General features: G+C 68.9%; 20 protein-coding genes, 4 tRNA genes and 1 pseudogene. 8 read left to right on the forward strand and 17 right to left on the reverse strand.

What is annotated here, in order from left to right; genetic code table 11:
* Positions 1 to 138, forward strand: a pseudogene (locus tag ACFQU4_RS25645) (IS110 family transposase); the annotation flags it as partial.
* Positions 139 to 365: 227 nt separating this feature from the next.
* Here ACFQU4_RS25645 and ACFQU4_RS25650 read toward each other — a convergent pair.
* Positions 366 to 1,007: a hypothetical protein gene (locus ACFQU4_RS25650; protein WP_377497469.1), complete on the reverse strand. Its 642-nt coding sequence runs from the start codon at positions 1,005 to 1,007 to the stop codon at positions 366 to 368.
* A 463-nt stretch (positions 1,008 to 1,470) separates the two neighbouring features.
* Between ACFQU4_RS25650 and ACFQU4_RS25655 the strand changes: the two genes are divergently transcribed.
* Both ACFQU4_RS25655 and ACFQU4_RS25660 read left to right on the forward strand, forming a co-directional pair.
* Positions 1,471 to 1,716, forward strand: coding sequence for a type II toxin-antitoxin system Phd/YefM family antitoxin (locus tag ACFQU4_RS25655; RefSeq protein ID WP_377497471.1), 246 nt, complete (start codon positions 1,471 to 1,473; stop codon positions 1,714 to 1,716).
* 274 nt (positions 1,717 to 1,990) lie between these two features.
* Positions 1,991 to 2,542 carry a hypothetical protein gene (locus ACFQU4_RS25660; protein WP_377497473.1) on the forward strand — a complete coding sequence of 184 codons (552 nt, stop codon included), beginning with the start codon at positions 1,991 to 1,993 and terminating at the stop codon, positions 2,540 to 2,542.
* A gap of 230 nt (positions 2,543 to 2,772) precedes the next feature.
* Here the strand turns inward: ACFQU4_RS25660 and ACFQU4_RS25665 are convergent, their stop codons facing one another.
* The 4 genes from ACFQU4_RS25665 to ACFQU4_RS25680 all read right to left on the reverse strand — a co-directional run bounded on the left by ACFQU4_RS25665 (position 2,773) and on the right by ACFQU4_RS25680 (position 3,674).
* Complete coding sequence (locus ACFQU4_RS25665) at positions 2,773 to 3,057, reverse strand: RtcB family protein (protein ID WP_377497475.1); 285 nt, start codon at positions 3,055 to 3,057, stop codon at positions 2,773 to 2,775.
* A gap of 356 nt (positions 3,058 to 3,413) precedes the next feature.
* Positions 3,414 to 3,485, reverse strand: a tRNA-Val gene (locus ACFQU4_RS25670).
* Between the two features lies 1 nt (position 3,486).
* Positions 3,487 to 3,557: transfer RNA gene (locus ACFQU4_RS25675), tRNA-Cys, on the reverse strand.
* Between the two features lie 45 nt (positions 3,558 to 3,602).
* Positions 3,603 to 3,674 (reverse strand) — tRNA-Gly (locus ACFQU4_RS25680).
* A gap of 105 nt (positions 3,675 to 3,779) precedes the next feature.
* On the opposite strand from ACFQU4_RS25680, the gene ACFQU4_RS25685 reads away from it, so the two are divergent.
* Positions 3,780 to 4,646 carry an aminotransferase class IV gene (locus tag ACFQU4_RS25685; RefSeq protein WP_377497477.1) on the forward strand — a complete coding sequence of 289 codons (867 nt, stop codon included), beginning with the start codon at positions 3,780 to 3,782 and terminating at the stop codon, positions 4,644 to 4,646.
* On the opposite strand, the gene ACFQU4_RS25690 is transcribed toward ACFQU4_RS25685, so the two are convergent.
* Positions 4,643 to 5,551 (reverse strand): DMT family transporter, encoded by a 909-nt coding sequence (locus ACFQU4_RS25690; RefSeq protein ID WP_377497479.1) that lies wholly within the window; start codon positions 5,549 to 5,551, stop codon positions 4,643 to 4,645. The genes ACFQU4_RS25685 and ACFQU4_RS25690 overlap by 4 nt on opposite strands.
* Positions 5,552 to 5,715: 164 nt before the next feature.
* Between ACFQU4_RS25690 and ACFQU4_RS25695 the strand changes: the two genes are divergently transcribed.
* The 3 genes from ACFQU4_RS25695 (at position 5,716) to ACFQU4_RS25705 (ending at position 7,512) form a co-directional block, all read left to right on the forward strand.
* Positions 5,716 to 5,787: transfer RNA gene (locus tag ACFQU4_RS25695), tRNA-Val, on the forward strand.
* Between the two features lie 183 nt (positions 5,788 to 5,970).
* On the forward strand, positions 5,971 to 6,648 hold the full coding sequence (locus ACFQU4_RS25700; protein WP_377497481.1) for a Type 1 glutamine amidotransferase-like domain-containing protein: 678 nt from the start codon (positions 5,971 to 5,973) through the stop codon (positions 6,646 to 6,648).
* Between the two features lie 15 nt (positions 6,649 to 6,663).
* Positions 6,664 to 7,512 carry a class I SAM-dependent methyltransferase gene (locus tag ACFQU4_RS25705; RefSeq protein ID WP_377497483.1) on the forward strand — a complete coding sequence of 283 codons (849 nt, stop codon included), beginning with the start codon at positions 6,664 to 6,666 and terminating at the stop codon, positions 7,510 to 7,512.
* Between the two features lies 1 nt (position 7,513).
* Here the strand turns inward: ACFQU4_RS25705 and ACFQU4_RS25710 are convergent, their stop codons facing one another.
* The 9 genes from ACFQU4_RS25710 to ACFQU4_RS25750 form a co-directional block, all read right to left on the reverse strand.
* Entirely contained in the window at positions 7,514 to 8,242 is a 729-nt protein-coding gene (locus tag ACFQU4_RS25710; RefSeq protein ID WP_377497956.1) for an ABC transporter ATP-binding protein, read from the reverse strand.
* Complete coding sequence (locus ACFQU4_RS25715) at positions 8,235 to 9,917, reverse strand: ATP-binding cassette domain-containing protein (RefSeq protein ID WP_377497485.1); 1,683 nt, start codon at positions 9,915 to 9,917, stop codon at positions 8,235 to 8,237. Before ACFQU4_RS25715 ends, ACFQU4_RS25710 begins: the two co-directional genes overlap by 8 nt.
* Before the next feature lie 8 nt (positions 9,918 to 9,925).
* On the reverse strand, positions 9,926 to 10,801 hold the full coding sequence (locus ACFQU4_RS25720) for a branched-chain amino acid ABC transporter permease (protein WP_377497487.1): 876 nt from the start codon (positions 10,799 to 10,801) through the stop codon (positions 9,926 to 9,928).
* Between the two features lie 10 nt (positions 10,802 to 10,811).
* The gene (locus tag ACFQU4_RS25725; RefSeq protein WP_377497489.1) at positions 10,812 to 11,978 is read right to left on the reverse strand and encodes an ABC transporter substrate-binding protein; all 1,167 of its coding nucleotides are present in this window, start codon (positions 11,976 to 11,978) and stop codon (positions 10,812 to 10,814) included.
* A gap of 106 nt (positions 11,979 to 12,084) precedes the next feature.
* On the reverse strand, positions 12,085 to 12,681 hold the full coding sequence (locus tag ACFQU4_RS25730; protein ID WP_377497492.1) for a dihydrofolate reductase family protein: 597 nt from the start codon (positions 12,679 to 12,681) through the stop codon (positions 12,085 to 12,087).
* 21 nt (positions 12,682 to 12,702) lie between these two features.
* Positions 12,703 to 13,266, reverse strand: a complete 564-nt coding sequence (locus tag ACFQU4_RS25735; RefSeq protein ID WP_377497494.1) for a TetR/AcrR family transcriptional regulator — start codon at positions 13,264 to 13,266, stop codon at positions 12,703 to 12,705.
* Between the two features lie 99 nt (positions 13,267 to 13,365).
* Complete coding sequence (locus ACFQU4_RS25740; RefSeq protein ID WP_377497496.1) at positions 13,366 to 13,725, reverse strand: SPW repeat protein; 360 nt, start codon at positions 13,723 to 13,725, stop codon at positions 13,366 to 13,368.
* Positions 13,726 to 13,864: 139 nt separating this feature from the next.
* The gene (crcB, locus tag ACFQU4_RS25745) at positions 13,865 to 14,248 is read right to left on the reverse strand and encodes a fluoride efflux transporter CrcB (protein WP_377497498.1); all 384 of its coding nucleotides are present in this window, start codon (positions 14,246 to 14,248) and stop codon (positions 13,865 to 13,867) included.
* Positions 14,245 to 14,724 (reverse strand): fluoride efflux transporter FluC, encoded by a 480-nt coding sequence (locus tag ACFQU4_RS25750; RefSeq protein ID WP_377497500.1) that lies wholly within the window; start codon positions 14,722 to 14,724, stop codon positions 14,245 to 14,247. Before ACFQU4_RS25750 ends, crcB begins: the two co-directional genes overlap by 4 nt.
* A gap of 163 nt (positions 14,725 to 14,887) precedes the next feature.
* On the opposite strand from ACFQU4_RS25750, the gene ACFQU4_RS25755 reads away from it, so the two are divergent.
* Complete coding sequence (locus ACFQU4_RS25755) at positions 14,888 to 15,430, forward strand: hypothetical protein (protein ID WP_377497502.1); 543 nt, start codon at positions 14,888 to 14,890, stop codon at positions 15,428 to 15,430.
* On the opposite strand, the gene ACFQU4_RS25760 is transcribed toward ACFQU4_RS25755, so the two are convergent.
* Together ACFQU4_RS25760 and ACFQU4_RS25765 are read right to left on the reverse strand one after the other, a co-directional pair.
* Complete coding sequence (locus tag ACFQU4_RS25760; protein WP_377497504.1) at positions 15,363 to 16,745, reverse strand: hypothetical protein; 1,383 nt, start codon at positions 16,743 to 16,745, stop codon at positions 15,363 to 15,365. The genes ACFQU4_RS25755 and ACFQU4_RS25760 overlap by 68 nt on opposite strands.
* Complete coding sequence (locus tag ACFQU4_RS25765; RefSeq protein ID WP_377497506.1) at positions 16,742 to 17,386, reverse strand: alpha/beta fold hydrolase; 645 nt, start codon at positions 17,384 to 17,386, stop codon at positions 16,742 to 16,744. Before ACFQU4_RS25765 ends, ACFQU4_RS25760 begins: the two co-directional genes overlap by 4 nt.
* Between the last annotated feature and the right edge of the window lie 5 nt (positions 17,387 to 17,391).

The following is a 17,391-nucleotide window of genomic DNA, read 5'->3' on the forward strand; positions in this document are numbered from 1 at the left end:
TACTACGACCGGAAACGAGCCGAGGGCAAGAAGCACAACGCCGCCCTCATCTGCCTCGCCCGACGACGCTGCGACGTCCTCCACACCATGCTCAAAACCGGAACCCCCTACCAACCGCGGACAGCCCGAGCTGCTTGACACAAGACATAGGGACACCCCCCCCCCCGCGAAGCCACCACCAGGCGACGAGCAGGGTCGGTAGAGGGAGTGGGCGATGCTGGGTTCGAACCAGTGACCTCTTCCGTGTCAGGGACTTTCAACCCCGTTTGGTTTGCCATGGAGACCGAATCGGACGACCGTCCGTGACCGGGATCGTCCACGGTTGTCCGATGCGAATGTTGGACAGTTTCGGACCGGAGGGACAGCTACTCGGCCAAACTCGCGCCAGATGCGGGATTCGGTATGACCAGCCCAAACGGATGGTCCTTGCTCGCGAGGATGATCGCGTCAGCCATAGGAAGCAGTGCACGGTGGGCCACCCGGCCAACCGCCGTGAGCGTCTGGCGGAGGAACGGCTCGGCGCTTCCGGCGATGCGGCTAAGGAGAGAACCATCGTCCTTTGGCCCGTAGTGAACAGCACCCATCTGGATTGCATAGAACTTGATCAGGTCCTTCACCGAGGCAGTCTCCCGTGGCTGGCCATCGCCATGGGCAACTGCGTGAGCGAGAAAGTCGTCCCGCCCTTCAAACGCCACCCCAGCAAGCTTCCTGCGTTCGATGCTGTCGAACTGCTTGGCGGCGTCGGGAGCGAATCGGTCGGTGAACACGAACTGCAGTTCAGCGAGCCGCTGGTCAAGCCATGGCCCTTGCATGAGAACGCTTGTCGGTTCGCACTCCACTCTGACCTGAAGCGTGCTCACATTGAAGACCAGCGACATCCTGAAGCGCCGGTTGATGAGCAGCGCGAGGGCGTTCCCGTCGACGAGGAGTTGCCGCAGCACGGCTGCGGTGAGCATGGCCTCGTAATCGGTGGCCCGGAGGCTGCTGAGTCGCGCCAACTGGTCCATCTGATCAAGAAACAGGCCGTCGGCGTACGCATCTGTAGTCGGACCGAGAGTAGGCACGCCCGGAATCCTAGGCACGATTTCCAGCAATAGTCGGGAATCGTTCGAATCTGTGAGTGCGAGGAGGGCTGGAGCATGTGCCCCCCATGCTCCAGCCACCGAGCGCCGCCAGTTCCGCCAACTCCGCCAGTTCCGCCCAGATCCGAGCTAGCGCGTCGTGAATCAGGACGGATCAGCCACCGCGTGCCACGATGGGCGGTGCGCGACTCCAGCAATTCAAAGCCCGTGTTCTTCAGACAGTGGATTCCGTCCTGAGGGGTGGCACAGTCGAAGACGCTCGGACAGACCTGAAATCGGACTGGCCGAATGATGACGCTCGTGCCGACCGACAGATCTGGATCGTGGAGGTCGCACACCGCCGCGCCGTGTACGACCGGCTTAAGCAGAAGTGGAAGGAGAAGGGACGATGATCATTCCGATCAGCGAGGCCAAGGCCAAGCTGCCCGAACTCTTCGCCATGTCCGACGACGAGGAGGTGACCCTGCTCAAGCGCGGCCGTCCGGCCGCCGTGCTCTTGTCGGCCGGCCGGTGGTGGGAGGAGATCCGCGTACCGATCGAGGATCTCGAGGACGTGTCCGCGATCAAGGAACGGGCCGACGAACCGCGGGTCGACCTGTCCGAGTTCATCAACCGATCCGCCCGGAGCGATTGATGGCCGGACTGTCGCAGGTCACCGTCTATGCCGACTCACCGGGCCGACTCCGGCGCCGTGCTGCCGAGGCGCTGGGGACTGATTGCGTGCGGCAAGCCGGGCCTGCAACGAGTGACCAGTCGCCCGCCGGCCGAGAGTGGGAGCAGGACTGGGAAGTGTGTCCGCACGACCGAACCACATCGGTGGAGACGCTGGGTTCGGTGCGGTTCCGGCAATGCGAGGACTGCGGGTGGCAGGACCAGTCGTCAACAGGTGGATCGGCTGAGTCCTGATCATGGAATCGCTGACCGATGCACTGCCGGCGCTCATAGGTGCGTTTATCGGTGGCGCCACAGCTGTGCTCGCGACGCTGCTCGGCATCCGAGCGGAATACCGGAAGCACCGCGCCGATCTGCAGCACGCGAAGGCCGAGAATCGGTTCAAGGCGCGGTACGACGCGGCGTCCGCCTACCTCGCCGCTTGGGACGACTTGTACCGGATCGCTGGTCGCTATGGGCACAACTGGTCAGACGAGGACTCGCGCGCCCTTGATGCCAAGATGCTCGCAATCCGGAGAGCGGGAATCGACGTTGAAGTCCTGTTCGGTCAAGCCGTCCGCGACATCATGCGGAGTCAGGAGGCTCGGCTATCGCAGCTCGTTGAGCCAGAGACTGCTGGCTCAACTTCTGTGAAGGCCAAGATCCATGCCGGCCGATCGGAGTTCATCGACTTCGTCAGCCGGGAACTCACGCCAGATGAGCGACTTCCATCGATCGGCCGGGGATCCGGAAGGTTCGGTTGGACCGGCACAGCCGTAGGGAGTCGCCCCCCGGATCCAGAGAAGTGACGACCCGTTACCTGCCAGGAGATAGCGCGAAGCCCGAGCGCCACAACGGTCCGAACGGTCTCGGGCGCACTTCCCCGCCGCTACTTGCAGCGGGTCGCCTGTGGGCGCGTTCGTACGCCGACGAGGACGTCAATACATGATTGCTCCGACGTTCGCCCGGCCGACCGCTGTGATCATGGCCGCGCGGGAACATGATCACGCCGACGTCCGCTCGGACATCGCCGGCGTGATCATGCCCCTCGGTCAGTTGCCCTTGACGTTGACGATCTGCCGCAACTCGTACCGAACTTCGACGAGGTCGACCGCGTCGCCATCACCTGGTCGATGTCCTTGTACGCGGCCGATGACGCGGCAGTGTCGGCGTACTCGATGCCTGCCATCGCGGCCCGCAGGTCGTCCGGGGTGAACGCCGTGCGGGCGGCCGAGCGCGAGTAGTTCCGGCTGGCGCCGTGCGGTGCACTGTTCAGGGCGACCGGTTTGTCCTTGCCCTGCACGACGTACGAGCGTGTGCCCATCGATCCGGGAATCAGGACCCACGCGCCCTCTGCGGCGTTGATGGCGCCCTTGCGGGACAGCTATGCGTTCTTGCCGAAGTGCCGTTCGCGTTCGGTGTCGTTGTGGTGGCAGTCGATCGCCTGCTCGACGGTCCAACCTGGACGCGGACAAGATCGCGATGTTGGTTGGTCACGCTTGCGGCAGCAAGGTCACCGAGGTCATCTATCGGCACCAGCTCCGGCCGGTGGTTCAGACCGGAGCGTTGGCGTTCGATGAGCGCTTCAAGGTGAGCGATTAGAGGCTGTATGTCGGACATTTGTCGGACTCTTCGCCCCGGGCCTGCTGTGGTCCGGGGCGAATTGCCGTTTTACTAGGGTGGGCGATACTGGGTTCGAACCAGTGACCTCTTCCGTGTCAGGGAAGCGCGCTACCGCTGCGCCAATCGCCCGAGGTGGAGACGGGATTCGAACCCGTGTACACGGATTTGCAGTCCGTTGCCTCGCCTCTCGGCCACTCCACCGAGGAGCGTTGCGAAACCCCACCTTTGACAGCGAGACCCGCTCCGAGCGGACGACGGGATTCGAACCCGCGACCCTCACCTTGGCAAGGTGATGCTCTACCCCTGAGCCACGTCCGCGCGCCGCTCCCGGAGGGGCGGTGCGTTCAGGAACTTTAGCCTAGCCGCAGGCGCGAGTCCAACTGGGTTCCACCGGTGTCGTTTCCGGGGCACTATCGTGGCCGCATGACGACCACGAGCGCCGGCCCCTCAGCAACGGCAGCGGCCTCCGGCGACCTGCGGATCTGGGTCAACGGGACCCTCTACGACGACCCGGCTGCGGCGACGATCGGGGCTGCGGACCACGGTCTGGTGGTCGGCGACGGCGTCTTCGAAACCCTCAAGGTGCTGCCCGACGGGCCGTTCACCGTCGGCCGCCATCTGGACCGACTGACCCGCTCCGCCCGCCTGCTCGCCCTGCCCGATCCCGATCATGACCAGGCACGGGAGGCGATCGACGCTGTGCTGGCCGACCGGACGTACGGGCTCGGCAAGATCAGGATCACCTACACGGGCGGCCGCGGGCCGCTCGGATCGCAGGCCCCGTTCGGTCCGCCGACGCTGGTTGTCGCGGCCGATTCGGTCGAGCCGATGGAGCCGACCACGGCGATCGTCACCGCTCCCTGGACCCGCAACGAACGGGGCGCGCTGGCCGGTGTGAAGTCGATCTCGTATGCCGAGAACGTACGGGCGCTGGCCTTCGCTGCGGAGCGTGGCGGGACCGAGGCGATCTTGATCAACAATGCCGGTCACGTCTGCGAGGGCACCGGTTCGAACATCTTCTTCGTGTTCGGCGACGACCTCGTGACACCGACCCTGGAGGCCGGTCCGCTGGCCGGAATCACCCGTAGCCTGGTGATCGAGTGGTGCGGCGTACGGGAAGCCGACCTGACCGAGGCCGAGGCCCGGGCCGCCGATGAGGTGTTCATCACATCGTCGCTGCGGGACGTCCAGGGCGTGCACCGCTGGGACGACCAGGAGTATCCGACCACCCGGTCCGCCGAACTGGCCCAGATCTTCGCCGAACGCTCGGCCGCCGACCTGGAGCCCTAAGAACCCCGCTCCTCGGTCAGCTCCGGCCCGGTGACCGCGGCCTCGGGCGGTGGCGGCTTGGATTTCCAGGTGCCGAGGATCGAGCCGATGATCACCAACGGGAAGCCGATCGCCAGCCCGATCGTCAGCGGCTCACTCAGGACCACCGCGCCGAGGACGATGGCGATCGCCGGGTTGATGTAGGTGATGAACGTCATCCGGCTCGGTCCGACCTCCTTGATCAACGCGAACATCACCAGGAACGCGCCGGCCGTGCAGACGACGGCCAGCACGACGACCGAGACGATCGCCTGCGCGGACACCATCCGGTCCGGCCAGACCAATGGCGTGAACGGCGCGTACACCAAGGCAGCCAGGGAAAGCGACGCCGTGATCACGCCGAGCGGCGGCAGCCCATCGAGCTTGCGGCTGATGATGATCGGACCGATCGCGTACCCGATGGTCACCAGCCCCAGCGCACCGACGGCGAGCAGGTCGTCGATGTGCACGTCGAGGCCGACCAGCACGGCCGCGCCGGCGAATCCGAGCAGCAGCCCGGCGATCCGGCGGGCGTCGAAATGATCATGGCCGAGGATACGGAGCAGGATCGCCGCGATCAGCGGAACCACCGCGATGAACAGCCCGGTCGTCGAACTGTTCAGTCTGGTCTCCGCGGTGCCGAGCATGAACCACGGCACGACGATCTCGACCACCGTGAGCAGCAGGATCCAGCGCCAGTGCTTCAGCAATGGCCGCAGCGCCCCCTGTCGTAGGGCGAACGGCAGCAACAGCAGCGCGCCGAGGAACGTCCGCCCGAACGCGAGCAGCAGCGGATCGATCTCGGCCACCGCGACCCGGATGAACAGGTACGGAATCCCCCAGAACAGGCTGAGCGCAGCGAACAGGATCCAGCCGCGCCGCGTCATCGCAGCATCACCCGGCCGACGCTAACACCGGCCTCCGACAAAGCGGCCCGCATTTCCGCCGGGACGCCGCGTGGCACCAAGCAACCGAGTCGTCGTTCCCGGGATCGATGCGCTATCCTGATCACCGCGTTGACCGGAATCCACCCGCTGGATTCGGGCGCAACGGGCGATTGGCGCAGTGGTAGCGCACTTCGTTCACACCGAAGGGGTCACTGGTTCGAACCCAGTATCGCCCACCCGAACCTCTGCCGACCCCTGCTCGCTGCCCTGTCGGGCTACTTCGCTGGGTCGGTTCGGTTGATTCAATTGGGGGACCGAGTCCCCCAAACCCCCTGCGTTCCTGGATGGTTGGGTTCCTGCGTTGTTGCGTCCCTGGGCTGCAATCGTGAAATCGACCAAGACCCGGCTGAGGCTCTGCGATGCTGCTGGGTGTGCGCCTTTACCTGTCGTCGTTTCGGGTCGGTGATCATTCCTCGGTCTTGATCAAGCTCGCCGGTGGCCGCCGGCGTACGGCCGTCATCGCCAACGCGATCGATCACCTGCCAGCCGTGCTCAGAGCATCGCGGGTTGCCGAAGAACTGGCTTTGCTGCGGGAGGTTGGGCTCGAGCCGTTTGAGGTGGATCTGCGTGACTTCCACGGGCGAGGGGACGCGCTGCGGGTGGCCTTGGACAGTGCTGGTGTGGTGTGGATGCGGGGCGGGAATGTCTTCGTGCTTCGCCAGCGGCTGGCGGAATCGGGGCTTGAGCGGGTGCTGATCGAGGGGCTCGCGGCGGACCGGTACGTGGTCGGCGGCTACAGCGCGGGAGTGTGCGTGCTGGGTGGGTCGCTGGCCGGGCTCGAGGAGTGTGATCCGATCGCCGATCTGCTCCAGGTCGCGCCGGGAGCCGAGCCGATCACGGAGGGGCTGGGCGTCATCGACGGGACGGTCGTGCCGCACCTCGACTCCCCCGAGCATCCCGAGTCGGAGGTGCTCACGGCCGTGGCGAACGACCTCCGCGCCGCCGGCCGGAAGCTGATCTTGCTTCGGGACGGAGACGTCCTGCTCGTCACCGAGGAGGGGCAGCGGCTGCTTCCCCGAGCAGACCCGGTCTCGTGATCAAGGAGTGATCCCATGAGAGCAAGTCGCTGGAACGAGGTGTCCAACGCCGAGGCCTACGCGGCGTTCACCCGGCGCTTCCCGATGTACGCGGACACGAGCCGCGACGTCGTCGAACGGGCCGAGGTGACCGAGGCCGACGGAGTGCTCGATCTCTGCTGCGGTACGGGAGTCACGACGCGGGTCCTGCTGTCCCGGCTACCGGAGCGGGCCGAGGTCTGGTCGGTCGACGGATCACCGGCGATGCTCGACGCCGCCCGGGCCGAGACGGCCGACCCGCGGGTGACCTGGATCCAGTCCCCCGCCGAGGAGGTGGACCGGTGCCGGGGCGAATCCGCACCGCTTGTGGACGCGGTCGTCTGCAACTCGGCGATCTGGCAGACCGAGTTGCCGGCGACCTTCGCCGCGGTACGCCGGGTGCTGCGGCCGGGCGGCCGGTTTGTCTTCAACGTCGGATCCCAGTTCGTCCGCGTCCCCGGCCAGGAACCGCCCGAGTTGCCGCCCGAGACCGCCAGTCTGGCCCGCCTGATGCGGAAGGTGGCGATCGAGGAGTTCGGCTATCGGCCGCAGCCGGCGCCGCGCCGCCGGAAGCCGTTCAGCCCGGACGGGATCCGGGACGAGCTCGCTGGGGCCGGCTTCCGGCAGCAGGCGGCCGAGACCGTCGCCTACGACGATCCGCCCGACCTGACCCGGGCCTGGCTCGAGGTGCCGATCTTCGCCGACAACATCTGCCCCGGCCTCCCGTACGAGCAGCAACGGCAGGCCCTGGAGCTCGCCGCCCAACGCGTCGAGCCCGCCCAGCGCCGGCCGGCGGAGTGGTACGTCGTCACCGCGGTCGCCGACCCTGACGTCGTGACCTGCTGAGTCACTCCAGGTTCGGGCGCTCGATCCCCAGATAGGCCTGGACCACCGCGTCGTCCGCGAGCAGGTCGACGGCGGGCCCCTCGGCGACGATCTCGCCCGAGGCCAGCACATACCCGTGGTCGGCCGCACGCAGCGCGCGACGGGCGTTCTGTTCGACCAGCAGCACGGTGGTGCCGGAGGCGCGGATCTCGTGGATCACGTCGAACACCTCGTCGACGATCTTGGGCGCCAGGCCCATCGACGGCTCGTCCATCAACAGCAGCTTCGGCCGGGCCACCAGCGCCCGCGCGATGGTCAGCATCTGCTGCTCGCCGCCGGACAGGGTTCCGGCGGGCAGCGTCCGACGCTCGGCCAGCACCGGGAACCGGCCGTACATCTCGCCGATCGACGACGCTGCCGTACGGCCTCGATGCCAGCCGCCCAGCTGCAGGTTCTCCTCGACGGTCAACGTGGCCAGGATCTGCCGGCCCTCCGGCACCTGGACCAGGCCACTGCCGACCAGCCGGTGCGCGGGCGTCCTGGTGATGTCACGGCCGGCGAAGTTGATCTTGCCAGACCGCGGCCGGAGCACTCCGGACACCGCGTTGATGATCGACGACTTGCCGGCACCGTTGGCCCCGACCAGCGTCACCAGGGAGCCTTCCTCGACGCTGAAGGACACGTTCCGGACGGCCTCGACCCGGCCGTAGCCGACCGTGAGCTCGCGGACCTCGAGGATCAGGTCAGCCATGATCATCCGTCCCGTCCGAGTCTCGCCGGCCCAGGTAGGCCTCGACCACCTCGGCGTTGCCGGAGACCTCCGCCGGGGTTCCGGTCGCCAGCACCTCGCCGAAGTTGAGGACGACGATCCGGTCGCAGGTCCGCAGCACCATGCCCACGTTGTGCTCGATCAACAGGATGGTCAGCCCGTCCGAGGCCAGGGCGGTGATCAACTCCGACAGCGCGTCCGCCTCGACGTGGTTCATCCCGGCAGCCGGCTCGTCCAAGATCAACAGGGTCGGGTCCGAGGCCAGCGCGCGGGCGATCTCGAGTCGCCGCTGGTCCCCGTACGACAGCGCGGCCGCCCGGGTCGTCCCCTGCTCCGCCAGGCCGACCCGGTTCAGACAGGACGCCGCGTGCAGCAGTGCGCGCCGCTCGTCCCGCCGCGCCGAGGGCAGCCAGAACAGCCGGCGCAGGAAGGTCGGCCGGGTCACCTGGTGGGCGCCGACCAGCACGTTCTCCAACGCCGTCATCCGCCCGAAGAGCTTGGAGTGCTGGAAGGTGCGGCTCACGCCGGCCGCGGCCACCCGGTGCACCGGAGTTCGGGCGACGTCCACCCCGAGCACGGTGATCGTTCCGCTGGACGGCGGCACCAGCCCGGTGATCAGATTCACCAGGGTGGTCTTGCCGGCGCCGTTCGGGCCGATCAGGCCGAGCACGTCGCCGCTGTGCAGTTCCAGGTCGACACCGCGGACCGCGTGCACGCCGCCGTACTCCTTGGCGACGCCGGTCAGTTGCGCGACTGTGTCACCGCGTTCGGGATGCCGCCGGCCGACGAAGCCGGGATCGCCCTCCCCCGCCGCGGCCGGCATCCGGACCCGGCGCGGGATCAGGCTGGCCAGGCCGCCGGGCAGGAAGATGATCACCGCCAGCAGCAACAGGCCGGACAGGAACGGCCGGATCCAGCCGGCCTCGATGCCGAGCCAGCGCTGCACCTCCGGCAGCAGGGTCTGGAAGCCGCTGCCCAGCAACGGTCCGACGAACAGGGTCGAGCCGCCGACCACCGCGGTGACCAGGCCGTCGATCGCGGCGGCGAAGTTGAAGTCCTCCGGGGCGATCAGCCGGACGAAGAAGGCCCACAGCACGCCGTAGAGGCCGGCCACCGCACCGGCGGTGACGAAGGCGGACAGCCGGTGCCGGCCGACGTCGACGCCCATCGCCCGCGCCGCCAGTTCGTCCTCGCGGATCGCGACCAGGGCGCGGCCGTACCGCGACGGGGCCATCCGCCAGAACCAGTAGGCGACCACGATCAGGATCACCCAGGCGATTCCCGGGGTGAGGATCTTCGGCACGTTCATGCCGTTCGCACCGCCGGTCCAGGACTGGTTCAAGATCAGGATCCGGACCGCCTCGGCGAACCCGAGGGTGGCGATCGCCAGGAACACCCCACGCAGGTGCATGGTCGGCAGGCCGAGCAACAACGCCGCCGCGGACCCGACAGCCATCCCGATCACGATCGCGATCAGCAGCGCCGGCAGGTCGCCGATCTGGTCCGGGTCCGGAGTCAGCGCGGCCGCGGTGAACGCTGCCAGGGAGGCGAATCCGGCCTGCCCGAGGGACAGCTGGCCGGCCACCAGCACCGCATAGAACGAGAACGCGAAGATCGCCCCGAGGGCGATGAAGACCAGTGTCGAGTCGGTGATCATCGCGCCGGTCAGACCTCGCGGGCGCGACGCTTGCCGAACAGCCCCTGCGGCCGTACCAGCAAGATCACGAACAGCAGACCGAAGGCGATCAGGTCCCGCCAGGACGAGCCGATGTACTGCACCGCGAAGACCTCGGTCAGGCCGAGGATCAACCCGCCGATCAGGGCGCCGGGCAGCGAGCCCATGCCGCCGACGATGATCACCGCCAGTCCCTTCAGCTCGATCGCGGTACCCATGGTGAGCTGCGCACTGTTGACGTTCATCGCGAACAGCACGCCGGCCACGGCACCGAGCGCCGAGGAGATCGCAAATGTGATCGCGGTGATCCGGTCCACGTTGAGACCGAGCACCCGGGCCGCGGTGGGATTCTCGGCGACCGCCCGCATGCCCCGACCCAGCCGGGACCGGGAGACCAGCCAGGTCAACCCGACCATCAGCAGTACGGAGACGGCGGTGATCACCACCTGGACCAGGGTGACCTGCGCACCGAGGATCTCGAACCGGGTGTCCGGGAACGACCCGGCCGGGAAGCGCCGGGTGTCCGGCCCGTACCTGGCCTGCAGCAGGGCGATGAAGACGCCGGACAGGGCGATCGAGGAGATCAGCCCGGCGAAGTGGGCGTCTGGTCTGTCCTTCAGCGGCCGGAACGCCACCCGTTCGATGATCAACCCGAGGATGCCGCCGATCACGAACACCAGCGGCAACGCCAGCCAGATCGACAGCCCGCCGCGTTCGACCAATTCGATGCCGACGAACGCCGACGCCGCGAAGACCGCGGGGTGGGCCAGGTTCAGCCGGTCCAGGATCCCGAAGACCAGGGTGAACCCGATCGCGAACAGCGCATAGATCGAGCCGATGAACAGGCCGTTGAGGAGTTGCTGCATGGCCGGCGCGTCACTCGAGCACGGTGAACTTGCCACCCTTGACGACCTGCACCACGGCCTCGTGCTCGACGTCGCGCTGATCGTTCAGCGTGACCTCGCCGAGCACGGTGGGCAGGTCGTCGATCGTGCCGAAGCCGGCCTTGATCGCGTCCCGCTCCCCGTTGCAGGCCGACCGTACGGCGGCGTCGATGATCATCATCCCGGCGTACGCCTGGGCGGCGAACTGGTCCGGGGCTGCCTGGTTCTTGGCCTGGTAGGCCTCCAGGAACGCGGTGTTCTCCGGGTTGTCGGACGCCGAGTTCCAGGCCGCGCCGACCACGACGCCCTCGGCGGCCTCGCCGGCCTGCTTCATCAGCGCCGGGTTGTTGAAGCCGTTGCCGCCGATGATCGGCACCTCGAGGCCAAGTTCCCGGGCCTGGGTGACCAGCGGAACGGCCGCCTCGATCAGGCCGGACACCACGATCGCGTCGGGGTTGAGCCCCTTCGCCTCGGTCAGCAGCGCCCGGAAGTCCGTGTCCGCCTTGGAGAACGTCAGGGTGTCAGCGATCTCGACGCCGTCCTTCTCCAGCGAGCTGGCGAACACCTTGTAGCCGGACTCGGTGAACGCATCGTCGTTGCTGTACATCACGACCACGCGCTTCAGCCCGTACTTCTCCTTAGCCGTGGTGACCGTCTGCGGAATCACCTGACCCTCGGTCAGCGAGTCGCGGAAGATGTAGTCGCCCTGCGCGGTGATCCCCTCGGCCGTGTTGGAGATCGCCAGCACCGGCACCTTCTCCTCCTGCGCGATCGGCTGCGCCTGGAACGCCCCGTTGGACAGCGTCGGGCCGATGATCACGCTGGCCTGGTCCTCGATCAACTTCTCGAAGACCGTGATCCCCTGCCGAGGATCGGTCGCGTCGTCCTCGACGGCGAGCTCGTAATTGACGCCGCCCTTCTGCTTCAGGTGCTCGGCCGCGAGCTCGAGGCCCTTCTGCTGCGAGGCTCCGTAGCTGGCGGCGCCGCCGGTCAGGCTGAGTGCGGCACCGATCTTCACCGGGCCCTCAATGGTGCAGCTGTCGCCGGTGCCCTCGCCGGTGAGCTTCCCGCCTCCACCGGTCTGCCCGGTCGTCCCGCACGAGGCGAGTACGAGGGCCGCGGCCGCCGTGGCGGCAAGGACGGTCAGTCGGCTGCGCATGGAACTCCTCCGGTCCAGGTGAACGATCCGTCTGAGTATGGGCCACCGCCCGGGGCGCGGCAACAACCGGCCCCGGTCCAGGTCATAGGCAACGAGAATGCCCACATCACCGGGAGTCGGATCGGTCCCGTCGGTAGCAGTTGATCGTCACGCCCGAGTCGCTGATCACGCTGTCGGCAAGCTCGAACCGCGCCAGGCCGGCGCCCTCGTCGAACATCCGCTTGCCGCCGCCGAGCAGCACCGGGAAGATCAACAGCCGGTACTCGTCCACCAGATCGTCGCGGTGCAGCGCCCGGACCAGCTCGGTGCTGCCGAAGACCACGATCTCCCCGTCCGCCTCGGCACGCAGCCGGCGCACCTCCGCCGGCAGGTCCGGCCCGAGCCGGATCGTGTTGTGCCACACGGGATCCGTCAGGGTGCGCGACACCAGATACTTCGGCATCCGGTTCATCGCGACGATCGCCGGATCCGTCGCGTCCGGCTGCATCCAGTCGGTGACGAAGTTCTCGTACGTCCGCCGGCCGAGCAGCAGGCCGGCCGCCCGAGCCGTCGCGCCGCCCATGAACGCGCCGACCGTCTCGTCCTGATAGGGATCGGTCCAGCCGCCATGGGCGAAGCCGCCGTCGGTGTCCTCGTCGGCCCGCAGCGGAGCCTGGACGACCCCGTCCAGCGACATGAAGTTGATCACCACGATGCTCGCCATCCGGGCAGGATAGCGGCCGGCTCAGTCGGTCAGGCTCGCCGCGACGACCCGCGCGGCCGGGGCGAGGTCGGGCTGGCCGCCGTCGAACCGCCGGTGGTTCGCGTCGAACAGCATCACCGAGACGAAGGTCCGGGCCGCGTCCCGGCGCCGCCGCGCGGCCAGCGCAGCAGGAGCCGCGGCATCCAGGACAGCCTCGGTGAGCCGGATCAGTCCGTCGGTGAGCCCGCGCAGCTGGCCCCGGATCTCCGGGTGGGTGTCGATCTCCCGCATCAGCACGGTCCGCAGCAGCACCGACTCGTGCCGGCCCAGGTCGAGCCGCGCGGCCAGCCGCCGCAGGGAGCCGGCCACGTCACCGGGCCGGGCCACCTCGGCCGCGTCGCAGAGCGGCTGCGTCGGCATCCGTTCGGCGAACAGGGTGGTCAGGATGTCGATCTTCTTCGGGAAGTAGTAGAACAGCAGGCCCTTCGGGATGCCCGCCTCGCCGGCGATCTTGGCGGTCGGCGTCGCGTCGAAGCCGCCGCCCGCGAACAGTTCCTCGGCCGCGTCGAGGATGCGTTCCCGGGCACCGTTCCGGTCCGGTTCCATGCTGGGCTCCTCCCGCGACAGGTTCGTAGGAATGATCTTGCGGGCCGGGGGTTCCGGCCCGCAAGTCGACCCTGCTCCTTTCCCGCTCGGTGCCCCGGATCAGGTCTGCGGCACTGTCCGGTCGTGGTGGGCCCTGGTGCTGTACGGGATCGCCCAGATCCCGGTGGCCAGGGCGAGCACGCCGAGGATCCAGGCCGTCCAGGCCATTCCGGTCACCCCGGCGAAGCCGAGCACCCACGGGGACACGAACATCAACAGTCCGAGCCCGGCGTGCACGTACTCCGAGGCGATGGCGCCCGGCATGGCCAGCGACCACAGGGCATTGGCCGCCAACAGCACCCCGAGGATGATCATGGCCGTGGTGGCCATGGTCGTGGTCTGTGTCCAGATCGGCGAGAGGAAGGCGTAGACCCCGATCACCAGGGCCGCCCAATCCTGCCATCGATTCCACTTGCGCATGGGAGATCTCTCCTTCTGATGAGGAGATCCGTCGACCTCCGGCGGATCACTTTCACTCCCAGTGTAGATCCTTGATTGACCGCCCGGTCAAGATGTTGTGAGGTACGGAACTCGAGCTCTCATGGGGGCTCGGCGATGGCTAGACGCTGTGGCCGATGATCAAGCCGGCGCAGGCCGCCAGCAGGCAGCCGACCAGCAGGCCGAAACCGTTCAGCAAGGCGGCCCCGTACCGCCGCCGGTGCAGCAGCCGTACGGTCTCCACGCTGGCCGTGCTGAAGGTGGTGTAGCCGCCGAGCAGACCGGTCCCCGCGACGGTCAGCCAGGGCGCGCCCGGGGCATGGGCGGCGGCGTACCCGGTGAGCAGCCCGAGCAGCAGCGACCCGGTCAGGTTGATCACGGTGGTGCCCACCGGGTACGACCCCGGCCCGTCGATCCTGGCCTGGATCGCGGTGTCGACCAGGTAGCGCAGGGCGGATCCCGCACCGCCGGCGAGGGCGACCAGGAGCAGCAGACCGGGCGTCACCGGGACTCCCCCGGGTCCGGATCCGGCACCCGGACCAGGCCGCCGCTGGCCAACCCGGCCCAGCTGCACAGGGCACCGGCCAGCACGGTGATCACGGCGTAGCCGAGGGCCGGCAGGACGTCACCACTCATGATCAACAATCCCCCGTCGGTGGCCAGCGCGCTATAGGTGGTGAAGCCGCCCAGCACCCCGGTCCCACAGAGCAGCCGCACCGCCCGCCGCCGGCCGACGTCGGGCCCCAGCCGGTGCAACACGCCGAGCAGCAGCCCGAGCAGGTAGGCGCCGGCGAGATTGATCGCCAGGATGCCGACCGGGATCCCGGCAGCGTGCGGCACCACAGCCGCGATCAGCGCCCGGGCCGCGGTCCCGAGGGTGCCACCGAGGGCGACCAAGGCGACCGAGAGCACGGGCGGAGGGGTCGGGCCGAGGTCGGGGTCGACGGGCTCGGCCGCCTGATCCTGATCGAATTCGTGCATGGTGCTCCTATCTCCGGGCAGGCCGATTCCTCGGCCACGAGATAGGGACTGTTGTCGACGACACCGTCGCGGTTCGGTCCAGCGAGCCCCACCACTGGGCGCCCGCCGCAGGATCGAGCGCGACGGTCAGTCTGCCACACCGTCCGCCGTTACCCTCGTCGCCATGGACTCGCATCCCGCGGACGAAGCCGCCGCGTCCCGTCCGGATTGGGTCGGCTCCGGCCTGGTCCAGGCCGTCCTCGGTGGCCTCGACCGACCCCGGACCCTGGACGATCTCGCCGAGGACCTCGGGGTGACGGACACCCGAATCGCCCGCTACCTCAACGCACTGGCCGGGATCGGGCTGGCCGAGCGGGGCCCGGACGGCTGGCTCCGTAGCGACGCCGGCTCCCGGGCCGTCGGCAAGCACGGGTCAACCGCGGACGGACCGGTCACCGAACTGCCCGGAGCATCGGTTCAGGACTATCGGCAGGCCCTGGTCGATCTCGAGTTCGGCATGTTCGACGCCGAGGCGCGCTGGGCCAGTGCCGAGCACGGCGCCCGGCTCCGGCCCGAACGGGCCGCGGAGTTCGCCGAGCGGCTGCAGGCCCTGGTCGCGGAGTACTTCGGGCCGGACAGCGTGGACTGGTCGTCGCCGGTCAAGTACGGCTTCCGGTGGTTGCTGACGCCGGTCGATCTGCCGCCGGGCGGCGCGGCTGCTGAATGATCATCGCCGGGTCGTCGCGCAGGCCGGCCAGCGCCTGCCGGACCGGCAGCGGACGCCACGGTGCGGACGCGGGCGGCAGCCGGCGTAGGGCGTCGCCGTAGCGGGCGAGATAGCCGATGTCGTGCGGGAAGGCCTCGTGGCGCAGGCCGGGGAAGGTCACCTCGGTGCCGTGCGCGCGGCCGACCCGGACCCAGTCCTCCGGAGTGGCGATCCCGGCCGACCAGACGCCGTGCTGGAACGGCAACACCGCCACCTCCCGGTACGGATCTGTCCGGCCCAGATGATCATCGAGTGCGGCCAGGGCGCTCCGGACCGAGAAGAACGCCCAGTACGGCACCGAGCCGCTGTTGATCATGCGCCATGGATCGCCGATGACGAAGCTGGGCACCACCAGCCGGTCGGCGGGCTCGCCGCGCTGCCGGTACCAGTCCCGGAAGATCGTGGCGACGGCGTGCGCCGGCGTCTGCGGGCCTGGGTAGCGGATCCGGACCAGCGGATGATCATGGTCGGCGCACCAGGCCGCCGCCGCATCGGTCAGGGCCGGTGCGGCGCCCCACTCGGCCTCGGCCGCGACGGTGTCCGGCCGCGGGGTGTGCCGCCGGCTCAGGTAGCCGGCCGGGTCGAGACCGCCCTGGGCGCCGGCCTGGAACAGGTGCCGCTCCCCCACCTGGGTGACCGGCCATTCCGAGCCGTCCTCGATCATGATCACCGGCGCACCCGGGGCGAGGTTCTCGGTCAGGTAGCGGGCGTACGCCTCCGGCAGCCGCTGCCACTTCACCCGGAAGTACGCCATCTCGGCGACCATCAGCTCGTCCTGAACCTGATCATGCATCTGGTGCAGCACGATGTCCGGATTCCGTTCCAGCAGTGCGGGACCGAACCGTGCTCCGAAGCGGAGCGCGTCGTCCGGCCGGTCCGGATCGCCGGTCCGGCGGACCGGAACCAGGACGGTGCCGGGCAGCCAGGGCACCTGCAGCGCCGCAGCCAGCTGCGTGAGCGCACCGTTGCTGGATCCGATCATGACCGCCGGCATCCGCCGCCGAGGCAACCGCCCCCCCAGCCACCCCGCGACACCGGCCAGGTCGACCCGGCCAAGATCATCGGGCCGGACTCCCTCGCTGGCGCCGAGCCGGCTGTAGAGCTGGCGCAGCAGTGGCCACGGGAGCCGGGCCGCCACCCGGATGGCGCGGGCCGCCGGCGCGGGCTGGCCGAGGTGGGCGAAGCCGCTGCCGTTCAGAGCCGCGATGAGCGCGGCCTGCAGAGCGGTCGCCGAGTCGAACGAGGCGGCGCTGCGGTCCGGTGCCAGGTCGCTCATCGGAGCAGCTCCGTCACCAGCCGGAGGAAGGCGGCGGAGTCGCCGGCCGGCCAGGAGTGCCCGGCTCCCGGCACGATCAGGAGTTCCGCGCCGTGGTCGGCGGCCAGGGCGGCCGCGTAGCCGTGCGATCCGAGCGAGTCGTGCTCGCTGTGGACGATCATGGTCGGTACCTCGATCCTCGGCAGCAGGTCTTCCAGCTTGAGCGGGATCGACGAGTCGAAGCCGTGCGCGATCCGGGCCGGGCCGGCGCGGGACCAGTCGGCGATCTGCTCGGCGAGGCCGGGACCCCGCGGCTCACCGCCGGACAGGAATTTGCCGAACAGCCGCCGGCGGCTGCGCAGCGCCGGGTCGACGGTCGGGCTGATCAGCAGCAGCCGACGCACCCGGCGGGTCGCTGCCGCCGCGACGGCCGCCGCCTGGGTGCCGATCGAGAGGCCGACCAGCAGGTCGACGTCCTCGCCGTCGCGGTCCAGTTCGGCCGCGACGCGGGTGCCGTAGTCGGTGAGCCGGTCCGGTACCGAACGCCAGGTCACCGGATCCAGCAGGCGGGTGGGATGCCCGGCGCCCGCCAGCGTGGCCGCCGTGTCGAGGGCGTACCCGCGCACGGCGAGGCCGGGCATGATCATCACGGAACCCGCCACGGCCC

Source organism: Microlunatus sp. GCM10028923 (genome assembly GCF_042666975.1).
Classification (GTDB): domain Bacteria; phylum Actinomycetota; class Actinomycetes; order Propionibacteriales; family Propionibacteriaceae; genus Microlunatus.